General features: G+C 57.3%; 21 protein-coding genes. 12 read left to right on the top strand and 9 right to left on the bottom strand.

The features are described 5' to 3' along the window. Positions 1 to 14: 14 nt before the first annotated feature. The 3 genes from B9Z39_RS08155 to B9Z39_RS16975 form a co-directional block, all read right to left on the bottom strand. Positions 15 to 1,298, bottom strand: a complete 1,284-nt coding sequence (locus tag B9Z39_RS08155; protein WP_108301332.1) for a type II toxin-antitoxin system HipA family toxin — start codon at positions 1,296 to 1,298, stop codon at positions 15 to 17. Further along, positions 1,298 to 1,630 carry a helix-turn-helix domain-containing protein gene (locus tag B9Z39_RS08150; protein ID WP_108301331.1) on the bottom strand — a complete coding sequence of 111 codons (333 nt, stop codon included), beginning with the start codon at positions 1,628 to 1,630 and terminating at the stop codon, positions 1,298 to 1,300. The genes B9Z39_RS08155 and B9Z39_RS08150 overlap by 1 nt, the downstream gene beginning before the upstream one ends. Before the next feature lie 227 nt (positions 1,631 to 1,857). After that, positions 1,858 to 2,016 carry a hypothetical protein gene (locus tag B9Z39_RS16975; RefSeq protein ID WP_158269473.1) on the bottom strand — a complete coding sequence of 53 codons (159 nt, stop codon included), beginning with the start codon at positions 2,014 to 2,016 and terminating at the stop codon, positions 1,858 to 1,860. Positions 2,017 to 2,100: 84 nt separating this feature from the next. Between B9Z39_RS16975 and B9Z39_RS08145 the strand changes: the two genes are divergently transcribed. The 6 genes from B9Z39_RS08145 (at position 2,101) to secF (ending at position 10,237) form a co-directional block, all read left to right on the top strand. After that, the gene (locus B9Z39_RS08145) at positions 2,101 to 3,243 is read left to right on the top strand and encodes a site-specific DNA-methyltransferase (protein WP_158269472.1); all 1,143 of its coding nucleotides are present in this window, start codon (positions 2,101 to 2,103) and stop codon (positions 3,241 to 3,243) included. A gap of 9 nt (positions 3,244 to 3,252) precedes the next feature. After that, positions 3,253 to 4,002 carry a DNA methyltransferase gene (locus B9Z39_RS08140; protein WP_108301329.1) on the top strand — a complete coding sequence of 250 codons (750 nt, stop codon included), beginning with the start codon at positions 3,253 to 3,255 and terminating at the stop codon, positions 4,000 to 4,002. Further along, the gene (locus tag B9Z39_RS08135; RefSeq protein WP_108301328.1) at positions 4,002 to 6,971 is read left to right on the top strand and encodes a DEAD/DEAH box helicase family protein; all 2,970 of its coding nucleotides are present in this window, start codon (positions 4,002 to 4,004) and stop codon (positions 6,969 to 6,971) included. Before B9Z39_RS08140 ends, B9Z39_RS08135 begins: the two co-directional genes overlap by 1 nt. A 91-nt stretch (positions 6,972 to 7,062) precedes the next feature. Beyond that, positions 7,063 to 7,395, top strand: a complete 333-nt coding sequence (gene yajC / locus B9Z39_RS08130) for a preprotein translocase subunit YajC (RefSeq protein ID WP_100147283.1) — start codon at positions 7,063 to 7,065, stop codon at positions 7,393 to 7,395. Between the two features lie 18 nt (positions 7,396 to 7,413). Next, positions 7,414 to 9,267, top strand: a complete 1,854-nt coding sequence (gene secD, locus B9Z39_RS08125) for a protein translocase subunit SecD (protein WP_108301327.1) — start codon at positions 7,414 to 7,416, stop codon at positions 9,265 to 9,267. Positions 9,268 to 9,280: 13 nt separating this feature from the next. Continuing rightward, positions 9,281 to 10,237, top strand: coding sequence for a protein translocase subunit SecF (gene secF / locus B9Z39_RS08120; protein WP_100147285.1), 957 nt, complete (start codon positions 9,281 to 9,283; stop codon positions 10,235 to 10,237). A gap of 9 nt (positions 10,238 to 10,246) precedes the next feature. On the opposite strand, the gene B9Z39_RS08115 is transcribed toward secF, so the two are convergent. Continuing rightward, positions 10,247 to 10,729: a DUF494 family protein gene (locus tag B9Z39_RS08115; protein WP_100147286.1), complete on the bottom strand. Its 483-nt coding sequence runs from the start codon at positions 10,727 to 10,729 to the stop codon at positions 10,247 to 10,249. Positions 10,730 to 10,792: 63 nt separating this feature from the next. Further along, positions 10,793 to 11,962 carry a DNA-processing protein DprA gene (gene dprA / locus B9Z39_RS08110; RefSeq protein ID WP_108301326.1) on the bottom strand — a complete coding sequence of 390 codons (1,170 nt, stop codon included), beginning with the start codon at positions 11,960 to 11,962 and terminating at the stop codon, positions 10,793 to 10,795. Positions 11,963 to 12,061: 99 nt separating this feature from the next. Between dprA and def the strand changes: the two genes are divergently transcribed. From def to B9Z39_RS08090, 4 genes are read left to right on the top strand one after another with little or no spacing between them, the layout of a single operon-like run. Then, positions 12,062 to 12,568: a peptide deformylase gene (def, locus tag B9Z39_RS08105; RefSeq protein ID WP_108301325.1), complete on the top strand. Its 507-nt coding sequence runs from the start codon at positions 12,062 to 12,064 to the stop codon at positions 12,566 to 12,568. A 10-nt stretch (positions 12,569 to 12,578) separates the two neighbouring features. Continuing rightward, positions 12,579 to 13,544 (top strand): methionyl-tRNA formyltransferase, encoded by a 966-nt coding sequence (gene fmt / locus B9Z39_RS08100; RefSeq protein WP_108301324.1) that lies wholly within the window; start codon positions 12,579 to 12,581, stop codon positions 13,542 to 13,544. Beyond that, the gene (locus B9Z39_RS08095) at positions 13,544 to 14,281 is read left to right on the top strand and encodes an AzlC family ABC transporter permease (protein ID WP_108301323.1); all 738 of its coding nucleotides are present in this window, start codon (positions 13,544 to 13,546) and stop codon (positions 14,279 to 14,281) included. Before fmt ends, B9Z39_RS08095 begins: the two co-directional genes overlap by 1 nt. Continuing rightward, a complete protein-coding gene (locus tag B9Z39_RS08090) occupies positions 14,278 to 14,613 on the top strand; it encodes an AzlD domain-containing protein (protein ID WP_100147291.1) in 336 nt (111 codons plus the stop codon). Before B9Z39_RS08095 ends, B9Z39_RS08090 begins: the two co-directional genes overlap by 4 nt. Before the next feature lie 45 nt (positions 14,614 to 14,658). Here B9Z39_RS08090 and denD read toward each other — a convergent pair whose 3' ends face one another. Next, on the bottom strand, positions 14,659 to 15,684 hold the full coding sequence (gene denD, locus B9Z39_RS08085) for a D-erythronate dehydrogenase (protein ID WP_108301322.1): 1,026 nt from the start codon (positions 15,682 to 15,684) through the stop codon (positions 14,659 to 14,661). A 32-nt stretch (positions 15,685 to 15,716) separates the two neighbouring features. Continuing rightward, on the bottom strand, positions 15,717 to 16,100 hold the full coding sequence (locus tag B9Z39_RS08080; RefSeq protein ID WP_108301321.1) for a hypothetical protein: 384 nt from the start codon (positions 16,098 to 16,100) through the stop codon (positions 15,717 to 15,719). Positions 16,101 to 16,180: 80 nt separating this feature from the next. On the opposite strand from B9Z39_RS08080, the gene B9Z39_RS08075 reads away from it, so the two are divergent. Together B9Z39_RS08075 and B9Z39_RS08070 are read left to right on the top strand one after the other, a co-directional pair. Next, positions 16,181 to 16,930, top strand: coding sequence for an SDR family oxidoreductase (locus B9Z39_RS08075; protein ID WP_108301320.1), 750 nt, complete (start codon positions 16,181 to 16,183; stop codon positions 16,928 to 16,930). 60 nt (positions 16,931 to 16,990) lie between these two features. Beyond that, positions 16,991 to 18,184, top strand: a complete 1,194-nt coding sequence (locus B9Z39_RS08070) for a phosphoglycerate kinase (protein ID WP_108301319.1) — start codon at positions 16,991 to 16,993, stop codon at positions 18,182 to 18,184. A 501-nt stretch (positions 18,185 to 18,685) separates the two neighbouring features. On the opposite strand, the gene B9Z39_RS08060 is transcribed toward B9Z39_RS08070, so the two are convergent. Then, complete coding sequence (locus B9Z39_RS08060) at positions 18,686 to 19,057, bottom strand: surface-adhesin E family protein (RefSeq protein ID WP_108301317.1); 372 nt, start codon at positions 19,055 to 19,057, stop codon at positions 18,686 to 18,688. Positions 19,058 to 19,111: 54 nt separating this feature from the next. After that, entirely contained in the window at positions 19,112 to 20,200 is a 1,089-nt protein-coding gene (locus B9Z39_RS08055) for a fatty acid desaturase (protein WP_233248952.1), read from the bottom strand. Positions 20,201 to 20,379: the final 179 nt, after the last annotated feature.

The raw sequence follows: 20,379 nt of genomic DNA, 5'->3' as shown, positions 1-20,379 counted from the left end.
TTTCTTGAGGCGCTTTAGCCCGCGATAGCCTTCGCTTCTTGCAGTGCCGCGTGTTCAAACGCAGGTTGGAAGCGTGAGAGTTCAGCTGCCGTCATGCCTATATTCGGGGTCTGAGCCACCTCGCGCCACTGCGAGACCGCGACAACCAGTTGGGCCACGATGGCTTGCGCTTCTTGCGCGGTCAGTTCAAAGCGGGGCGCTTGTTGCAAGAGCTGACGCACCGAGGTGATGGGGCCCGTGTCTTCGCTCAGCCATGTTTTGGACTCGTGTGTTTTGTCAGGGAAGGGGTTGAGGTCAAACGCGGGGGCGAGTTGCCACTGCTGGCGTCCCACGTACAGAAAACCGATGTTTTGCAAGTGGTCGTCCACGTTGGTGATGAGGTGGTTGAACACCAAGCGACGCCACAGCTGTCGCGCATCTTGCGCAAAGTGTTGGCAGTGGCTGCGCATGGCGTCGAGCAACTCGGTGTAGGCGTGTTCGTCGTCGCGTCGGGCTTGCAGCAGTGTGGCTCCCGAAATGTAGGGAATGCGTGCTTGTGCTGGCGTGCGGTCAAAGCGCCGAATGACGGCTACCGCTTGATCCTGCACATGCACGATGCGGGCCTGTGCGCTGTCGATGCCTGCACCGTGGGCCAGTTGCAGCGCCAGCACCTCGCCTTGGGTCACGCTGCGCTCGTCGCTCACGCTGGGGAACTTGCCCAGCGCCAGCGCATTGTCGACATCCAGCACCGTGCATTTGGGGCGCATGCCGCCTAAGGATGTGCCCTTGCCTTGCAGGTAGGCCAGGTCTTGGGCGGTCTCGGTGCTCAGCTCCACCGCGCGTGAAGCGCTGAGAATTTTTTCCAGTTCTATCAAAGCAGGTGTGCTGCGCTCTCCTTGCGCCACGCTGCGCAGGTAGTGGCCTTGCGCGTCACGCAGGCGCAGGGCGCCCATGCGGCTGAAGTCGTCCACGGCGGCGAGGTAGTCCAGTTCGGTCAAGGGGCTGAGGCTGGCGTCGTGGGCGCGTGCTTTGGCGTGGGCGCGGGCAATCACGCGGCGGCCCCAAGCGTCGGGCTCGGTGTCGGCGAGCGCAAGAAAAAAACAGCTGTCGTTTCGGGTGGGGGGCTTGCGCAATTGGTAGCCTGTTTGGCGCGGCAGATCAGGCGAGAGGTCAAAGTACAGCGGGTTGGTCAGCCAGGCCTCGTTGTAGACAAATTGCGAGAACTCTCTGGGGCCGTCTTTGACATACACCACGCGTCCCACGGGTTGTTCGGTTTGACCAAGGCAAACGTCCAAGGTGGTTCGATGTGGGGTAGCCATCAAAACCCCCCGCTTTCGGGCGTGGTTTTGCTTTTGCGCACGCGCTGCGGTAGCCGTTCGTTCATCAGCGTCAGACCAATGCTGTCTTGGGCGGTGTCGAGCAGTTGGTCAAACTGCGCTAATTCGCCAAACACCTGTAACGCCCGTACCACCGGCAGCAGCGCCATGCCCTCATGCCCGGCTTCCATGCGCCGCACGGTAGACACGGAGGCACCAATGCGCTCGGCCAAATCTTGCTGTGACCAGTGCCGCCGCCGCCGCGCCTGCGACAAGGCCTGCCCCAGGCGATGCAGGCTGCGGATAACAGGGAGAGGGGGGGTGGCGAGATTCATAATTAGAAATTCTAATATGAATAACAAATTAATTTATGAGTTCATATTAGAGTTCTTATGATAATTTCTATGACGTCACATCAACCTGAGCCAAAACGAATGCAAGCCTGTCATCGAACATGATGGATGGACAAACAATCCACATTGAACGACTTCCAAATTCATATTGGACGAAAGCAACATGCCCATTCGATGCAGCGCTCCCACTTTCGCGACAAAGCCTAGGTCTAGGTGGACTTTCTGCTTGGATCGCCGCTGCGCCAGCTCATAGGCACCGAAGTCAAAGCCTCGGCCACGGTGAGCGCCAGCGACTTCAAAGGCCTGAAAAACGCCAGTCTCTCGCAGGCGATGCGTTCCTCACCGGTCTGGTGTTGTACGACGGTCATCAAGCCCTGTCGTTTGGCGATGGCCTCTGGGCTGAGCCGCTGGAGGCGTTAAACGCAGAGGGGCGAGCATTTAAACTGCACATCATGACCGCTCCTATCTTTTCAGCCCCTACCCCAGACAGTGCCAAGTTAGAAGTCTTGCGCCAACACTTCCCCCAGGCTGTCGAGGTCGATGCCCAAGGGCGCATCCGCATCAATGCCACGCAACTGCAAATGGCGGTAGACCCTAGCAACGTGCAAGTAGAAGAAGACGGTTTTGAGATGCGCTGGGTCGGCAAGCGCGAGGCCTATCACAGCGCGTTTGTGAAGCCCAACAAAATCTTACAGCCCCAACCTGCACAGAGCAAAAACTGGGACAGCACCAGCAACTTACTTATCAAAGGCGACAACCTAGATGCTCTGCGCTTACTGCGCCAGAGTTACTTTGGAAAAGTCAAACTTATCTACATCGACCCTCCTTACAACACCCAAAGCGACAGTTTCATCTATCGCGACGATTTTTCAGCCAGCCAGGCCCAAGTGTTAGAGCAACTGGGCTATGACCGCGACAACATCGACTACATCAAAAACATCTACGGTGCGCGCACCCACAGCGGCTGGCTGAGCTTCATGTTTCCGCGCCTCTTACTAGCCAGAGACCTGCTGCGCGACGACGGCGTGATCTTCATTTCTATTGACGATAACGAACAAGCGCAACTCAAGCTGTTGTGTGATGAGGTGTTTGGGCAGGAGAGTTTTGTAGCGTCAATTGCGTGGAAAAAAAGATCGTCACCTGATGCCAGAGATACGTTGGGCTCAGTTCATGATTGGCTACTTTGCTACGTTAAAGATCCAGCTGTCGTTAAAACTGCTATTGGAAAAATACCTTTAAGTACCGAGCGAGTGGATTCTTTTAGTAATCCAGATGACGACCCTCGGGGCCCATGGGCATCTGTTGACATGACTGGTATGACTGGGCGAGCAACCAAAGATCAATTTTTTACGGTTACCTTACCTAGTGGTAAAGAGATCAAACCGCCTGCTGGTCGTAGCTGGGGCTTGGTTGAAAAAACTTTTTTGCAGATGAAAGCGGATAACCGAATTTGGTTCGGACAATCAGGAAGCAATGTTCCTCGTATAAAGCGCTTTCTAAGTGAGGTCACAGGCCAAGTGGTACCAACGTTCTGGGATATGAATGAATGCGGTAGTAATGATGAGGCTAAAAAGGAGGTCAATAGCTTAATGTAGCAAGCAGACATTTTTGACACCCCCAAGCCGCAGCGTTTAATAGATCGGTTGCTGACTATTGCAACCAAGATCGATGATGAATCCATCATTCTTGATTTTTTTGCGGGCTCGGGAACTACTGGACACGCAGTGCTTGCGAAAAACGCCGAAGACGGCGGCAATCGTCAATTCATCTTGGTGCAAATCCCCCAGCCCATCGACGCGAGGAAACAAAAAGAAGCCCACAAATTTGTCACCGATACCTTGGGCAAGCCAGAAGCAACAATTTTCGAAATTACCGCCGAGCGTATTCGCCGTGCTGGGGCCAAGATCACTGCCGACGCGCCTGATCTAGATGTCGGCTTTCGCGTTTTCGAGCTGTTAGACGACCCGCATGCACTGATCTTGCAAAAGCCGCTGCATGAGGCTACGCAAGCCGACGTGTTGGCTCTGCAACGCACCATTGGTACGACGCAGCCTGAGCAAATAGTGCAGGTGCTCTACAACTTACTGTTGGCCGAAGGCTTACCGTTGTCAACGTTTATTACGACGGTGATTGAGCACCACATCTATCGCGCAGCCAATGTCGTACTAGTCCTTCAAGCTGTGGCACTTGACACACTGCTGGACACCTTGCAAGAGATGAAGGCCAGCGGTACACCTGCCACGTATCTGACGGTGTACGCCCCATGGATTACTGATGACAACTTTATGCAAGGCATCAAGACCTTGGCTGAGAGTTTGGGCTATTCCGATGAGAAGCTGAAGCTGCGGGGGTGATGATGGCCGCACCCCAATTTCAATACACCCGCCTCGCGCACCAAGCACAAGCGGTACAGAGCATTGCCGATGTGTTTGCCGATGTGGGCTTCACGCCCGCGCAGGGCAGTGAGGCAAATCCTGTGTTTGTACCCGCTGCTGCGGCTGAGGTACTCAAGGCCAATATCGCTCAGGTACGCACTGCCAATCACATCACACAAGGAGAGGTGCAGGTGACTACCACGGCAACGCCCGCGTTGACGCTGGATGTGCTGATGGAGACGGGCACGGGCAAGACATTTACCTTCATTGAGACGATGCATAAGCTGCATCAGCAGTACAAGCTCTCAAAGTTCATTGTGTTGGTGCCAAGCAATGCGATTCGCCAAGGCACGCTCAAGAGTTTACAAACTACTGCGGCGTTTTTTGAGAAGGAATACGACAACCAAAAGATCAGCGTATTCAATTACTCCAGCAAAACGGTGCGCGGGTTTGTGCATAGCGCCAATGCGGGTATTTCGGTGATGGTGGCAACGTATCAGTCGTTCAATAAAGATAAAAATACCATCAACCAGCGAGGAGTGGAGGCCAATCTGTTTGGCCGCGCCAAGAGTTATATGGAAGCGTTGGGCGCGATTCGTCCAGTAGTCATCATTGATGAGCCCCACCGCTTTGAGGGCGCGAGAACACAGGAGTATTTGGCCAAGTTCAACCCTCTGTTCACGCTACGTTTCGGTGCCACCTTCAAAGGCGAATACAGCAATTTTATCTATACCTTGGATAGCTTGGATGCGTTTCGGCAGCGTTTGGTGAAAGGCATCACAGTAGACACAGTGGGCGTGGGTAGTGCCGACACATGCGCTTTATGTTTGTCTCATGTCAGTGGCAGTGCAGGCGCGCGTGTGGCGCAGGTGATTTATCAGACGCTAACGGGTAGCACCGCACAGGTAGATTTGCGCGTCAAAGACAATTTGGGTGAGAAGGCGGATATCGCTTACTTGGGCGCTTACGTGGTGGAGTCGATCACGACCAAAGAGGTGTTGTTCACCAATGGCTTTGCTTTGCCTTTGGGCGAGCCCACGTCGTATGGCATGTTGGCTGAGCAGATTCAGCAGGCCATTGTGGAGCGCAGTATTGCTAACCATTTTGAACGTGAAGAGATGTTGTTCAAGCGCGGCATCAAAGCGCTAAGCCTGTTCTTCATAGATGCGGTTGCCAAGTATTTGCCCGAGGGCAACAAGCCAGCGGTGCTACGCGATTTGTTTGAGCGTGCGTACACAGCGCAGTTGCGGACGGTGTTGGCTAATACCAATTTGGATACCGACTATCGCGCCTATTTAGAGCGCTCGGCAATGGATGTGACGAAGGTTCACAAAGGTTATTTTGCCCGCTCACACAGCGAAAAGGGTGAGGAAGAGGCCATCAAGCTTATTTTGGAAGAGAAGGAAAAGTTGCTTTCTTTCGACACCGATTTACGTTTTATTTTTTCGATGTGGGCGCTGCAAGAAGGTTGGGACAACCCCAACATCTTCACACTGTGCAAGCTCGCGCCGAGCAATTCCAAGATCACCAAGTTACAGCAAATTGGGCGCGGCTTGCGCTTGGCAGTAAATCAAGATTTAGAGCGTATTCAATCTGACGACGTGGCATTTGACGAGGTCAACGAGTTGGTGGTGGTGGTACCTGCTACCGAGGGCGACTTTGTCGAGTCGATTCAAAACGAAATCTCGGCGCATAGTGTGCGGCACGTAGCCAAGACGTTTGATGATGGGGTTTTGGCTGAGTTTGGCGTGGCACCGAGTACCCGAGTGGCGAATCGGGTGTTGGATGCTCTCCAAGCGCTGCAAGTGATTGATCTAGACGATGTGACGGGACAAGCGACGTTATTGTTAGACCGCCCAACATACCTAGCACGACGTGATGAAATTTTGGAACGTTTGAAAACGATTGTAGGTATCGACGATAGCAACGCCATCAACATGCAGCGCTACTTGGATACGTATTACGACAGCTATGGCAAGGTCAAACATAAAACAGACAAACCCAAGGCCATGTTGCGCATCAATCCAACGCAGTACCAAAAATTCAAGTTGCTGTGGGAAGGACTCAATCGACACGCCGTGGTGCGTTACGAGCTAAACGACGGAGCCTTGGTGACCAAAATTTTGGAAAGTATCAAGACTTCTTTTGACGTTCGTCCATTGGCGTTGAGCGTATTACGTACCAAGGACGTTGAGACCCTGCACGAAGCGAAGAGCACGCAGGGCAGCTATGTGCTGCCCTCGCACTCGATTTACACCTTGGCTGAGTTTGTGCGCGAGTTGGCTAACAGCACGAAGCTGAGTTATCAAACAGTGAGTACTGTGCTCTCACGTATGCCGCCCGAAAAATTCTCTTTGATTCGCGGCAATGAAAACCGAGCTTTGACGGTATTGAAAGATGTCTTCATTTGGTGCGTGTACGCCCTCATCATCAACAAGGTGTCCTACTCCTTACGAGAGGTGCGTGTGAAAACGGCGTTGACAGACACCACAGGAGCCTTGCTAGAGACGTTGCCCGTGGCTTCGTGTGGCAAAGAGCCTTATCCAATAGCTAATACTGTTGTGCGTACCAAGTCTTTGTATGCCGAGGACTTTATGCCTGTGGATAGCGATATTGAGCGCCATACGGTTGATGAATCGCAAATGGACGGCATCACCGTATTTGCCAAGTTGCCCAAAATTGATATTCCCACGCCCGTGGGTAAGTACAACCCTGACTTCGGTTATGCCTTGATGCGTGAGGGCAGTGCGCAAGCTTTGTATTTGGTGGTCGAAACCAAGGGCTATGACAGCGCCAGTGATGTGGGCAAACGCGAGAGCTACAAGATGCAAAGTGCTGAACGTTTCTTTGAAGCCTTACGCAATGAAGGCTTGAATGTGAGTTATCAGAAAAAAATCAATGGCGAGAGTTTGATGCAGGTGATCGCGCCCTTGATTGTCAAGAGTTGAGCACCATGTTGGAGTGGCCGCATACAATGCGCCGCTGACTTACTGGTGCGTTTTGCACCTTGACAGTAGTCCTTTATTTTGGAGTTCCACCGTGTTCATTTCTTCTGCTTTTGCCCAAACCGCACCTGCTGCCTCTGCTGGTGGCGACATCATGTCTTCGCTCACCGGCATGTTGCCTTTGGTGTTGATGTTCGTAGTCTTGTACTTCGTGATGATTCGTCCCCAAATGAAGCGTCAAAAAGAACACAAGTCCATGATCGACGCGCTCGCCAAAGGCGACGAAGTGGCGACCGCTGGCGGTCTGTTGGGCAAAGTCACCAAGCTGGGTGACACCACCTTGAGCGTGGAGATTGCCACCGGCGTCGAAGTGCAGCTGCAGCGCAGCGCTGTGGTGCAAGTGTTGCCCAAAGGTACGGTCAAGTAACTTCACTTCAAAGCGATCATGAACCGTTACCCGTTCTGGAAATACGCGATCATTTGCATCGCTTTGTTGGTGGGCTGTGTCTACACACTGCCCAACTTTTTTGGTGAAGCGCCTGCGGTGCAAGTCTCGTCGGGCAAGGCCAGTGTCAAGGTCGATCAGGCGGTGCAAGAGCGCGTGCAAGAAGCGCTCAAGGCCGCAGGCATCACCCCCGATGTGTTGACGCTGGAGAACGGTTCGCTCAAAGTGCGCTTTGACAACACCGACACCCAACTCAAAGCCAAGGACGCCATTCAGCATGCGTTGGTGCCCGACGCCAATGCCCCGGCCTATGTGGTGGCGCTCAACCTGTTGTCGCGTTCACCGGCCTGGTTGTCGTCGTTGAACGCTGCGCCCATGTACCTGGGCCTGGATTTGCGCGGTGGCGTGCACTTCATGCTGCAAGTCGACATGCCCGCCGCGTTGACCAAGAAAACCGAATCGCTGGCGGGCGACATCCGCACCACCTTGCGTGAAAAGAATGTGCGCCACAGCGGCATCAGCCGCAACGGTCAGACCATTGAGGTGCGCTTTCGTGAGATGGCGACCTTGGAGTCCGCCCAGCGCGTGATCCAAGACCAGTTTGCCGACTTGCAAACCACCAGTGCCCCAGACGGCGCCGACTTCAAACTCAGCGCCACCATCAACCCGGTGGCAGCACGTCGTGTGCAAGAGCAGGCGATCAAACAAAACATCACCACGTTGCACAACCGCATCAACGAACTCGGTGTGGCCGAGCCGGTGATTCAGCAGCAAGGCACAGACCGCATCGTGGTGCAACTGCCAGGCGTGCAAGACACAGCCAAGGCCAAAGACATTTTGGGCCGTACCGCCACGCTGGAAATCCGCATGGTCGACGAAAGCGCCGAAGCCCGTGCCGCCGAGCTAAGCAACGCCCCTGTGCCCTTTGGCACCGAGCGTTTCTTGGAGCGCAACGGCCAAGCGGTGATCGTGAAGAAGCAAGTTATCTTGACCGGCGAGAACTTGACCGACGCCCAGCCCGGCTTTGACAGCCAGAGCCAAGAAGCGGCGGTGCACCTGACGCTCGACGCCAAGGGCGCGCGCATTTTCAAAGACGTGACCCGCGAGAGCGTGGGCAAGCGCATGGCTATCTTGCTGTTTGAAAAAGGCAAGGGCGAGGTGGTGACAGCCCCAGTCATTCGCAGCGAAATTGGCGGCGGTCGGGTGCAGATTTCAGGCCGCATGAGCACGGTCGAAGCCAACGACACCGCCCTGCTGTTGCGCGCGGGCTCGTTGGCTGCACCGATGGAGATCATCGAAGAACGCACCATTGGCCCAAGCCTAGGTGCTGAAAACATTGCCAAAGGTTTCGATTCGGTCACTTGGGGCTTTGTGGCTGTTACGGCCTTCATGTGCGTGTACTACATGCTGTTTGGCGTGTTCTCCAGCGTGGCCTTGGCGGTGAACCTGCTGCTGTTGGTGGCGGTGCTGTCCATGCTGCAAGCCACCCTGACCCTGCCGGGCATGGCCGCCATGGCCTTGGTGCTGGGCATGGCGATTGACGCCAACGTGCTGATCAACGAACGCGTGCGTGAAGAGCTACGCAACGGCGCATCCCCGCAGTCGGCCATTCACGCCGGGTACGACCGCGCCTGGGCGACCATTTTGGACTCCAACGTCACCACCTTGATCGCTGGTTTGGCGCTGCTGGCGTTTGGTTCTGGCCCCGTGCGTGGGTTTGCGGTGGTGCATTGCTTGGGCATTTTGACCAGCATGTTCTCGGCCGTGTTCTTCTCGCGTGGCTTGGTCAACGTTTGGTATGGCCGCCAAAAGAAATTGCAAACCGTGTCCATTGGCACGGTGTGGCGCGCTTAAAAAAGGAACTCACGTGGAATTTTTTAAGATTCGCAAAGACATCCCGTTCATGAAGAACGCGATTGCGTTCAACGCGATCTCGTTCATCACCTTCCTCGCGGCGGTGTTCTTTTTGTTCAGCCGTGGCTTGCACCTGTCGGTCGAGTTCACGGGCGGCACGCTGATGGAAGTCAGCTATAGCCAAGCAGCAGACCTGAATGTGGTGCGCGACCAAATTGCCAAGCTCGGCTTGAACGATGTGCAAGTGCAAAACTTTGGCACCGCACGCGATGTGATGATTCGCATGCCCGCGGTGAAAGGCCAAAGCTCAGCCCAACAAAGCGAGCAGGTGTTGACGGCTTTGAAAGCCACCGACACCAACATTCAGCTGCGTCGCACCGAGTTTGTCGGCCCCCAAGTGGGCGACGAGTTGGCCATCGATGGCTTGAAGGCCTTGGCCTTTGTGGTGGTGGGCATCATGATTTATTTGGCCATGCGCTTTGAGTGGAAGTTTGCGGTGGCGGCCATCATTGCCAACTTGCACGACGTGGTCATCATCCTGGGCTTCTTCGCGTTCTTCCAGTGGGAGTTTTCGCTACCCGTGCTGGCGGCGGTGTTGGCGGTGCTGGGGTACTCGGTCAACGAGTCGGTGGTGATTTTTGACCGGATTCGCGAGAACTTCCGCCGCTACCGCAAGATGAACACGGTCGAGATCATCGACAACGCCATCACCTCCACCATCAGCCGCACCATCATCACCCACGGCTGTACCCAGCTGATGGTGCTGTCGATGTTGCTGTTTGGCGGCGCCACACTGCATTACTTTGCGCTGGCGCTCACGATTGGCATTTTGTTTGGCATTTACTCGTCGGTGTTTGTGGCCGCTGCCATTGCCATGTGGCTGGGCATTCGTCGCGAAGACTTGATCAAGCACACCGGGCCCAAAACACCGGGTGACCCGGACGACGAAAACGCAGGGGCGGTGGTTTAACGGCAGCCCTCAGTGCGCCACGCGGTGGTGGTCGTCGCACAGCTCATCGAGCACCAAGGCATCGGGCTCTAGCCCGACGCTCCAATACACCATCAGCACGATGATCTTGAGGTCATCCAAAGACACGGGTTGTCCGGGCACCGCCATGGCGCGGTCAATCACGATCTCACGCATGTGGGCCGAGAGCACGCCAGCAGATTCTAAAAAATTGACGAACCCTAACGACTCGGCGCCCAAGTGGTCTTGCTCGGCCACAGAATAAATGCGCAGGCTGTGTGCAGATTCAGGGTGTGTTTCGGGTGCGCTTTGGCTGATGTCGATCAGCTCGGTGTTGTGCGATGCGAGGTTCAACCCGGCCAGCCAATGCAGGGCTTGTTGGATGTCGTCTGACTCAAACCCAACGGCGCTCAGTTTGCGGCCCAGTTGTTGCAACTCAGGACACGCATCGCCTCGCCAGTAGTTTTCATAGACGAATACGAGCACTTCAAACATGGCTTCAATATACCTGCTTTTATGGCGTGACTTGCGCAAATATGTGCGTGTTGTTGCATGTGTTCACGCGCCGCCCAGGCGCTGAAACAAACCACCGGGCAAGCGCGCCACCAGGCCCTCTAGTTCGAGGCCGAGCAGCTGTGCTTGCAGACTGGCGGTATCCAAGCCACAACGCGCTTGCAGGGCATCTAGGCTCACAGGGGCATAACCCAGCGCGTGCAGCAGTGCGGTGGCGTCGTCGTGTGTGGCTGGGCTGTGGGTGTCATGGGCTGTGTTGACGCCTGGTGGTTCCCGCAGGGCTTGTGCGGGTTGCCATTGCAGCTCTTCCAGCACGTCTTGCGCTGTCTCAACCAGCTTGGCACCTTGGCGAATCAACGCATGGCAGCCGTGTGATTGAGGGGAGTGGATGGAGCCCGGAATGGCCAGCACCTCACGTCCCACATCGAGCGCCAAACGTGCGGTGATGAGCGAGCCCGATTGCAGCGCCGCCTCCACCACCAAAGTGCCCAAGCCGAGGGCTGCAATGAGGCGGTTGCGTTTTGGAAAGTTGGCGGCCAAGGGCGGAGTGCCCAGCGGGTACTCGCTGATCAAGACGCCGTGTTGGGCAATGTCTGCGGCTAAGGCGTGGTGCTGGCGCGGGTACACGCGGTCCAGGCCCGTACCCACGACTGCCACGGTGCGCCAAGGCGCTGCCTTGGGGCTGTGGGGCGGCTTGTGGTGCGCCTCATGCAAGGCCCCTCGGTGCGCTGCGCCATCCACGCCTAGCGCCAAGCCCGAGACCACCGTGAGACCTGCCGCACACAAGGCCTGGCCAAATTGTTCGGCGGTCTGTGCACCTTGTGGGGTAGGGTTGCGACTGCCCACCACGGCGATGGCGCTGCTCAGGGTGCCTTCGATTTGGCCTTGCGCATACAGCATCAGGGGTGGGTCAGCCAGGTCAAGCAAGGCTGGTGGGTAATGCGCGTCGCCCAAGGTCCACAGGGCATGCCCTGTGTGTGGCGTGGCGTGGGCGAGCCACTGCTGTGTGCGCACGCATTGAAGCGCCACTTCATGAGGCTCTTGCAACAAGGCCTGTGTTTGTTTGGCGCTGGCCACTTGGCGCAACGCAGTCTCGGTTTGGGTGAAGATGGCTTGTGGACTGCCAAAGCAGGCCAGCAAGCGCCGCGCCGCGTCGTTGCCGACGCCATCGGTCAAGCTCAAGCGCAGCCAAGCGCGCAGTTCGTCGTGGTTCATGTGACACTCTCCTGTGTTGCTGAAAAGCATTCTGAGAAGGCCTGATGTGCGGGTGCATGCGTGCGGGTAAAAAATTTCAAAACCGGGGACAATAACGACATGGCAAAACTCGACATTCTTCGATTCCCCGACCCCAAACTCCACACCGTGGCCAAGCCGGTGCAGGCTGTGGATGCACGCATCCGCACACTGATTGCCGACATGTTGGAAACCATGTACGACGCCAATGGCATTGGCTTGGCCGCCACCCAAGTGAACGTGCATGAGCGCTTGGTGGTGATGGATGTGTCTGAAGACCGCAACCAGCCCATGGTGCTGATCAACCCACGCATCACCTGGGCCAGCGACGAACGCGTCAAAGGTGAAGAGGGCTGCTTGTCGGTGCCTGGTATTTACGACGGCGTGGAGCGCGCCACCGCGGTGAAGGTGGTGGCCCAAGACGGTGAAGGCCAAGAGCGTGAGATTGCCGCTGAAGGCTTGTTGGCAGTGTGCATTCAGCACGAGATGGACCACCTGATGGGCAAGGTGTTTGTCGAATACCTCTCGCCTTTGAAGCGCAACCGCATCAAAACCAAGTTGCTCAAAGCCCTGCGTGACGGCGAATAAAGGGCTGTCGATGCGCGTTATTTTTGCGGGCACGCCCGAATTTGCGGCAGTGGCTTTGGCCCGTATCCACGCGGCTGGCCACACCGTGCCCTTGGTGCTGACCCAACCCGATCGCCCAGCGGGACGGGGCATGAAGTTGCAAGCCTCGGCGGTCAAGCAACTGGCGCTGCAACATGGCATGCCTGTGGCGCAGCCGCGCAGTTTGCGTTTGGATGGCAAATACCCTGACGATGCGTTGGCAGCCCAACAGGCGATTTACAACGCCCAGGCCGATGTGATGGTGGTCGCTGCGTATGGCTTGATCTTGCCGCAATGGGTGTTGGATGCGCCACGCCTGGGCTGCCTCAACATCCATGCCTCATTGCTGCCGCGTTGGCGGGGCGCAGCGCCCATTCACCGCGCCATCGAAGCGGGTGACGCGCAGACCGGCGTGACCATCATGCAAATGGACGCGGGTTTGGACACGGGCGCGATGTTGCTGACGCATACCCTGCCGATAGCACCGGACGACACCACCGCCAGCTTGCACGACCGTTTGGCCGAGTTGGGGGGCGATTTGATTGTGCAGGCCTTGGCGCAAGCCCAAGCTGGGCAACTCCAGCCTGTAGCGCAACCCGAGGTCGGCGTGACCTACGCACACAAGATCGACAAGGCCGAAGCTGCGGTGGATTGGACGAAGGCCGCCGAGGTGCTGGCGCGGCGCGTGCGTGCCTTCAACCCTTTTCCGGGGGCCACCGGCCATGTGGCGGGTGAAGCCATCAAGCTGTGGCAAGCCCATGTGCACACGCGTGTACACGACGTCAAACCCGGCACCGTGCTGAGCGCCGATGACCAAGGGGTGTGCGTGGCCTGTGGCCAAGATGTGTTGTGCGTCACCCAGTTGCAACGCGCGGGTGCCAAGCGCTTGAACGCCGGTGATTTTTTGCGTGGCTTTGCTCTGACGCCTGGTCAGTGCTTTGACGTAGGAGTGGGCTGATGTTTTGGCAAAGTCGTGTACGCAGGCACCTCGAGTTCAACGTGGGCATGCGTGACTTCGGGCCACAGGCTTTGGGTATCGTGGCCTGGGGCTTGATGATTGGCGTGGCCATGGTCAACTCGGGCATGGGCACCTTGGCTGCCGTGGCGATGGCCTTGTTGGTGTTTGCGGGCAGTTCGCAATTGGCGGCCATCCCGCTCATCGTGGCAGGCGCGCCGGCTTGGGTGATTTTGGCTACCGCGTTTTGCGTCAACCTGCGCTTTGTGGTGTTCAGTTTGCACATGCGCCCTTTTCTGATTCATCTGCCACGTTGGACGCGTCTGGCCGCGGGTTACTTCATCACCGACAACGGTTATGTGCTGTTCACCAAGCGTTTCCATGTGCCTGGACGCACTGAGGACGAGCGCTTGGCGCAAGTGGCCTACTTGGCGGGTGCCAATTCCTTGAACTGGGCCAGTTGGATGCTGGCGAGTTTGGTGGGCATTGCTTTGGCGCACAGCATTCCTCCTGCCTGGGGGCTTGGGTTCGCGGGCATCTTGTGCTTGCTAGGCATGCAATGTTCGCTGGCCAGTTCACGCCTGCGCATCGTGGCCTCGCTGGTGGCTGGGGTCACGGCGGTGTTGGTCTATCACCTGCCCTTGCGTTTGAACATCGTGACGGCCATTGCCGTGGCCGTGTTGGTGTGCATGACGGCCGAACGCTTCAAACCAATGCCAACGCCTGGAGGCCACGCATGAGCGCCACAGAGATTTGGACTTTGGCCGTGATTGCGGGCTTGGCCGTGGTCACCGTGGTGGCGCGCAGTTTCTTCTTTATTTCCGACAAAGCCTGGCACTTGCCCCACTGGGCGCAGCGCGGGTTGCAATACGCACCGATTGCGGCGTTGTCTGCCGTGGTCGTGCCGGAGGTGGTGATGAGCCAAGGTGCGCTGATTGCCACTTGGCAAGACGCCCGCTTGTTTGCCGCAGCGGCGGGCGTGGCGGTGTACTTTGCCAAGCGCGATGTGTTGCTGACCATCGTGTTGGGCATGGCGGTCTACCTGCCCTTGCATTTGGGCTTGGGCTGGTAAGACCTCCAAGACGCACCGCGCGGTGTGGCGCGCTGCCGCGCTGGCTCAGCGGGCTGTCAAACCTTTGAGCGCCTCTGCGGCGTTGGGACCGGCTTGTGCATCGGCAATGTATTGCCGAATGATGTCTTCAAAGTTTTTCTCGGCCACCAGCCCCAGTGCGTTGGCGCGTTTGGCTGTGGTGGCCTTGGCCCAGCGCGAGACGATGCCAATGACCGCCTCGTCGGGCTGAAAGCGCACCCGTGCGCGCACCTCGGGCCCGGCCACGGCTTCGAGGGCGTCGAGCATTTGTTGCACGCTCACATTCAACCCCGGCAGGTTCATGGCCGTGCGACCGCCATAGGCCTCACGGCTGCATTCAAACACGGCAATCAAACCTTCGACAGTGGCGCGGGGTGACGACACCGAATGCGTCAACGTGGGGGGCACCGGGCAAATCGCCTCCATGCCTGCCAGCGGTTCGCGGATGATGCCGCTGAAAAACGACGACGCCGCGCCGTTGGGTTTGCCCGGGCGTGTGGTGACGGTCATCAAGCGTGCGCTGCGGCCATCGATGAAGCCTTTGCGGGTGTAGTCGGCCACCAAGTGTTCGCAGATGTGTTTGTGGATGCCGTACGAGGTTTGTGGCGTGCACAAGGTGTCGTCGTGCACCACATCGGGCAAGGGCACGGCGTCGTCCGGACCAAACACCGCGATGGAGCTGGAGAACACCAGCCGCGTGGGCGCTGCCCCGGCTTGTTGCACACGCGCGCGCAACGCGTCGAGCAAGGCGCGCGTGCTGTCGAGGTTGGAGCGCAGGCCCAGGTCAAAGTCAGTTTCGCATTCGCCCGACACCGCGGAGGCGAGATGAAACACCCCGTCCATGGCTTCGTGTTGCAAGGCTTGGCAGTGGTCCAACAAGGGGCCAGTTTTGACGTGTACGCGAGGGTCGGCCACCAAGTCGGCCGGGGGTGCGACTTGGTCGGCCAACACCAGTTCAGTGATGGGCTGATTGGCCAGTTGACCGCGAGCCAGTAACGTACGGGCGAGTCGGGCGCCCAAGAAGCCGGCACCGCCGGTGATGAGTAAACGCATGGGGTATCTCCTGCAAATGTGAGGGACGATGATCAGCCGCGTACAAACAGCGTGACCAGTTCATCGGGTCCTACCTGGCGGCTCCAGTGGCCGTGGACGGTGGGGTCAAAGGTGGCGCCTGCAGGCAGCACATCGGCCGAATAAAAGTGCTGGCCCGGGCCAAAAATGCGCGAGCTGCCGTCTTGCAAGCCGATCTCCATTTGGCCTTCCAGCACAAACAGCCACTGCGGGTTTTCGGTGCAGTGGAATTCGCTACGAAAGCCCACCGGGCTGCGACGCAGCTGAAAGCCGCCGCTGGCCATGAGAGGCGACAAACGGGCTTGCGGCTTGCCTTCGCTCAGGCTCAAGGTGTCGGTGCGAAAGCGGGCGCGGCCATCGCTCTCGGTGAAAAGAATGGTTTTTTCAAAAGTGCTCATGACGCCACTTTAGCGTGAGTGACAGCTGGGCCTGTGCGCTCGCGAGACAATGGCGTTTTTCACACAAGGAAGAACACACCATGCGCAAAGTTGCCGTTGTCACAGGAGCGAGTTCAGGCATTGGAAAGGCATGTGCCTTGGCCCTGCTGAGCGAAGGATGGGACGTGGTGCTGGTGGGTCGACGTATTGACGCGCTGCAAGCCACTGTTCAAGAAGCGGGTGCCAACGCCGTGCGCGCGCACGCCGTGCCTGCCGATGTGGGCCAAGAAGATTCGGTGGCTGCGTTGTTTGACAACGTGCGCCAACGTTTTGGCCGCATCGATTTGCTGTTCAACAATGCCGGTGTCTTTTTGCCCAGCGCGTTGCCGGGGGACATTTCGGCGGCGGATTGGCGCCGTGCGGTGGACATCAACTTCAACGGCGCGTTCTTTTGTTTGTCGCATGCTTTCAAGCTCATGCAAACCCAAACCCCTCAAGGCGGGCGCATCATCAACAACGGCTCGATTTCATCGCACGCCCCGCGTCCGGGCTCGATCCCCTACACCGCCACCAAGCACGCCATCACCGGCTTGACCAAAGCAGCTGCACTGGATGGCCGTGCCTTTGACATTGCCGTGGGCCAAATTGACATTGGCAACGTGGCCACCGACATGACCGAGCGCATGGCCAGTGGCGTGTTGCAGGCGGATGGCAGTGTGCGTCCCGAAGCGCGCATGGACATCTCCGCCGTGGTCGACACCTTCATGGCCATGGCGCGTTTGCCGCTCACGGCCAATGTGTTGTTCATGACAGTGATGGCCACCAAGATGCCGTTTGTGGGCCGCGGTTGAAACCTGGCTGCAAGCCTGCACTTTTAAAATTCGTCTTTATTTCCAATCTTTTGCATCTTCATGAACGTCCTTCGCTTCTCTGATTTGTGCGCCAGCGGCAAAGCCCGTGGCCAACGTGTCTTCATCCGCGCCGACCTGAACGTGCCGCAAGACGACCACGGTGCCATCACCGAAGACACCCGCATCCGCGCGTCGGTGCCCTGCATTCAGATGGCCTTGGACGCTGGCGCTGCCGTGATGGTGACCAGCCATTTGGGCCGCCCCACCGAGGGCGAGTTCAAACCTGCTGACTCATTGGCCCCCGTGGCCAAGCGTTTGGGCGAGTTGTTGGGGCGCGAAGTGCCTTTGGTTTCCAACTGGGTCGATGGCGTCCAAGTGGCCCCGGGTCAATTGGTGATGCTGGAGAACTGCCGCGTCAACAAAGGCGAGAAAAAGAACGCGCCTGAGCTGGCCCACAAACTCGCCGCCCTGTGCGACATCTTTGTGCACGACGCGTTTGGCACGGCCCACCGCGCCGAAGGCACCACCTATGGCATTGCCCAGTTCGCCCCCATCGCGTGTGCGGGCCCCTTGTTGGCGGCAGAGATTGACGCCATCAGCAAAGCCTTGGCCAACCCCAAGCGTCCTTTGGCGGCCATCGTGGCGGGCAGCAAGGTCTCCACCAAGCTCACCATCTTGAAGAGCTTGGCCAGCAACGTGGACCAGCTCATCGTGGGCGGCGGCATCGCCAACACCTTCATGTTGGCAGCGGGTTTGAAGATCGGCAAAAGCTTGGCCGAGCCCGATTTGTTGGCCGAGGCCAAAGCCGTGATCGAGATCATGAAAGCCCGTGGTGCCGAAGTGCCGATCCCCACCGATGTGGTGTGCGCCAAAACCTTCGCTGCCGATGCGGTGGCCACGGTGAAGAAAGCCACCGAGGTGGCCGATGACGATTTGATTTTGGACATTGGCCCCGAGACCGCTGCCAAGTTGGCCGCGCAACTCAAAGCTGCTGGCACCATCGTGTGGAACGGCCCGGTGGGCGTGTTTGAGTTTGCTGCGTTTGAGAACGGCACCAAGGTGATTGCCCACGCCATTGCCGAGTCCAGCGCCTTCAGCATTGCCGGCGGTGGCGACACCCTGGCGGCCATTGCCAAATACGGCATTGAAAAACAAGTGGGCTACATCTCCACCGGGGGCGGCGCGTTCTTGGAAGTGCTCGAAGGCAAGACCTTGCCTGCGTTTGAAATTTTGACCCGGCGCGCAGCGGGGTAATGGCGGTGTCATGGCAGGCCCATTGATACCTTGAGTGGGTCTTCACCGAGCGCCAAACAAGACAGATATATTTGCCTGTGTCTTCATTTGGGTTTTTGACGATGCGCCATTCATTCAAATTCGTTTGCACCATCGCAGCTTGTTGGCCACTGTCTGGATGGCCACAAGCATTTCAATCGTTCCCACTGCACACCATCGCGTGTGACAAGTTGCCTGAACATGCCGCTGTGCAGGAGTGCTTGAAGCGAGACAAAGCAGAATATGAGGAATGGGTCAAGCAGATGAAGAGTCGTTACCCCGCTGCTGTTTTTCAGCCTCATGACGCTGAAAGAAAACCGCCCAGCAATTGCTTCAAACGCGAGGCAACTGGCGAGCAGATTTGTGCCAATTGAGCTTCGTTGCTGAGGTCTGTCACTGAGATAAGCCTCTCAGTCGCTCTTTGCTCAAGTCGTTGAGCCTGTTAGAACGCAACAGCCTTGACGCTGATCTTTGAGCGATAAATCACCAAGCGCAAGCAAATCCAAACAACTGCCGACTCATCTTGTCTTGGCTGACCGGCATCCAGCCAGCGGCCGTGGGCAGTGACTTGATGGCCGGGCCATTGCCCATTTTGTTGGGATGGCTGGTGGCGCTGAGGGTTTTGTATTTGGCTTCGGCGCAGTCGTAGTCGATGTACGACTTGACCGATTGCTGCCCAGTCGTGTCTGGGCTTTTCAAGTCGTAGACCACCCAGACGCGGCGGTTTTGGTTGATGCGGGCGATGGACGAGGAGTCCACATACACCGTGGCCACTTCGTTGTGCGTGACGGTGACCCACATGGCCTGGGCGGTGTGCATGAACAGACTTAACAGCATGAACAACCAAGTTTTCATGGTGGAGCTTCCAAGAAAAAGCCCCGACCAGCGGGGCTTTGAACAGGTGGCGGTTTAGGCCGCAACTGGCGTGGATTTCACGCTGGTGGGTCGACCTTCATAGTCGGTCCAGCTGTCGATCTTGAAGTCATACAGCTTGCAGTCGCGGGCGGTTTGGAAGTACCAGCCCCACGAGAACGGCTGAATCACAATGCGCTCTGGCAGCAGTTCTTCGAGCTTGCTCTGCGCCTGCTTGAGCTTGTAGAGCGGGATGCTCATATCCAGGTGGTGAGCGGTGTGCTCCATGATGTGGTGCATCAAAGCGCCAATTTGCAACGGGAAGGTCAGGTGCACGGTAGTTGACACAAAGGGCTGTGCTTTGGACCAGGCGCCACGTTCATCGTGCCAAGACACTTTGACGTGGGTGTGGTGCACGTACACCACAAAGCCAATCATCGACACCCAGAAGAAGAACGGCACCACCACGCCCATCAGCAGCATCAAGGCGACCGATTGCTCGGTGGCGATGGCCGCCCAGGTCATCGCTGCCACCCATGCCACACCAAAGCCGGTGATCAGCAGGCAGTCTTTGATGAAGATGGGGCGACGTGTGGGCATGTTCTTTTCGTTGGGGAACACCATCTTGTTCCACCAAATCTCGATCATGTAATACAGGCCAGGCGCCCAGCCGCTGCGGTAGACGCGGTCACGCAGCTTTTCAAAGGGGCTGAGTGCGGCAAATTCTTCGGGTGTGTAGGGCGCCCACACAAAGTCAAAACCTTTGAGGTTGGTGTAGCCATGGTGCACCACGTTGTGCCCGATGTCCCACAAGCTGTAAGCAGTCAGAGACGGCAAAAAGGCAATGCGACCCAACCATTTGTTGAGGTTGCGGTGTGGGGTCAGGCTTTGGTGACAAGCATCGTGGCCCAAAATGAACAAACGGCCAATCACAAAGCCAGCCGCCAAACCGCACAACAGCTTGGCCCACCAAGCTTCAAACATCACAGTGCCTGTGAGCAAAGCGGCCCATAGCACGTAGTCAACAAACAGCAGCACAAAGGCCAGCACCGTGGTGCGTTCGGCCAGCGGCACCAGCCACTCGCGCATGACTTTGCGGTGCGGCATCGGCTCGTGAGGAAGAATCGGTTTTTGAGTCAGGTTCATAGTCAACAGTCAAATGGGTCAGCCCACAGTGGGTGGCCCATGCGAGATCTTAGGGCGGCAGTGCTAACGCGCACTGATTTGTATCAAACGGTTGCCAATTATCTCTGTTTACGACGCCTGCCGGGCTTTTCCCCGATAACCCTTAGTAGGCAGGGGGGTCAAAAAGCCCACACTGGGCC

It is taken from the genome of Limnohabitans sp. JirII-29 (genome assembly GCF_003063395.1).
Taxonomy (GTDB): Bacteria; Pseudomonadota; Gammaproteobacteria; order Burkholderiales; family Burkholderiaceae_C; genus Limnohabitans.
This window is presented reverse-complemented; position numbering and strand designations above follow the sequence as displayed.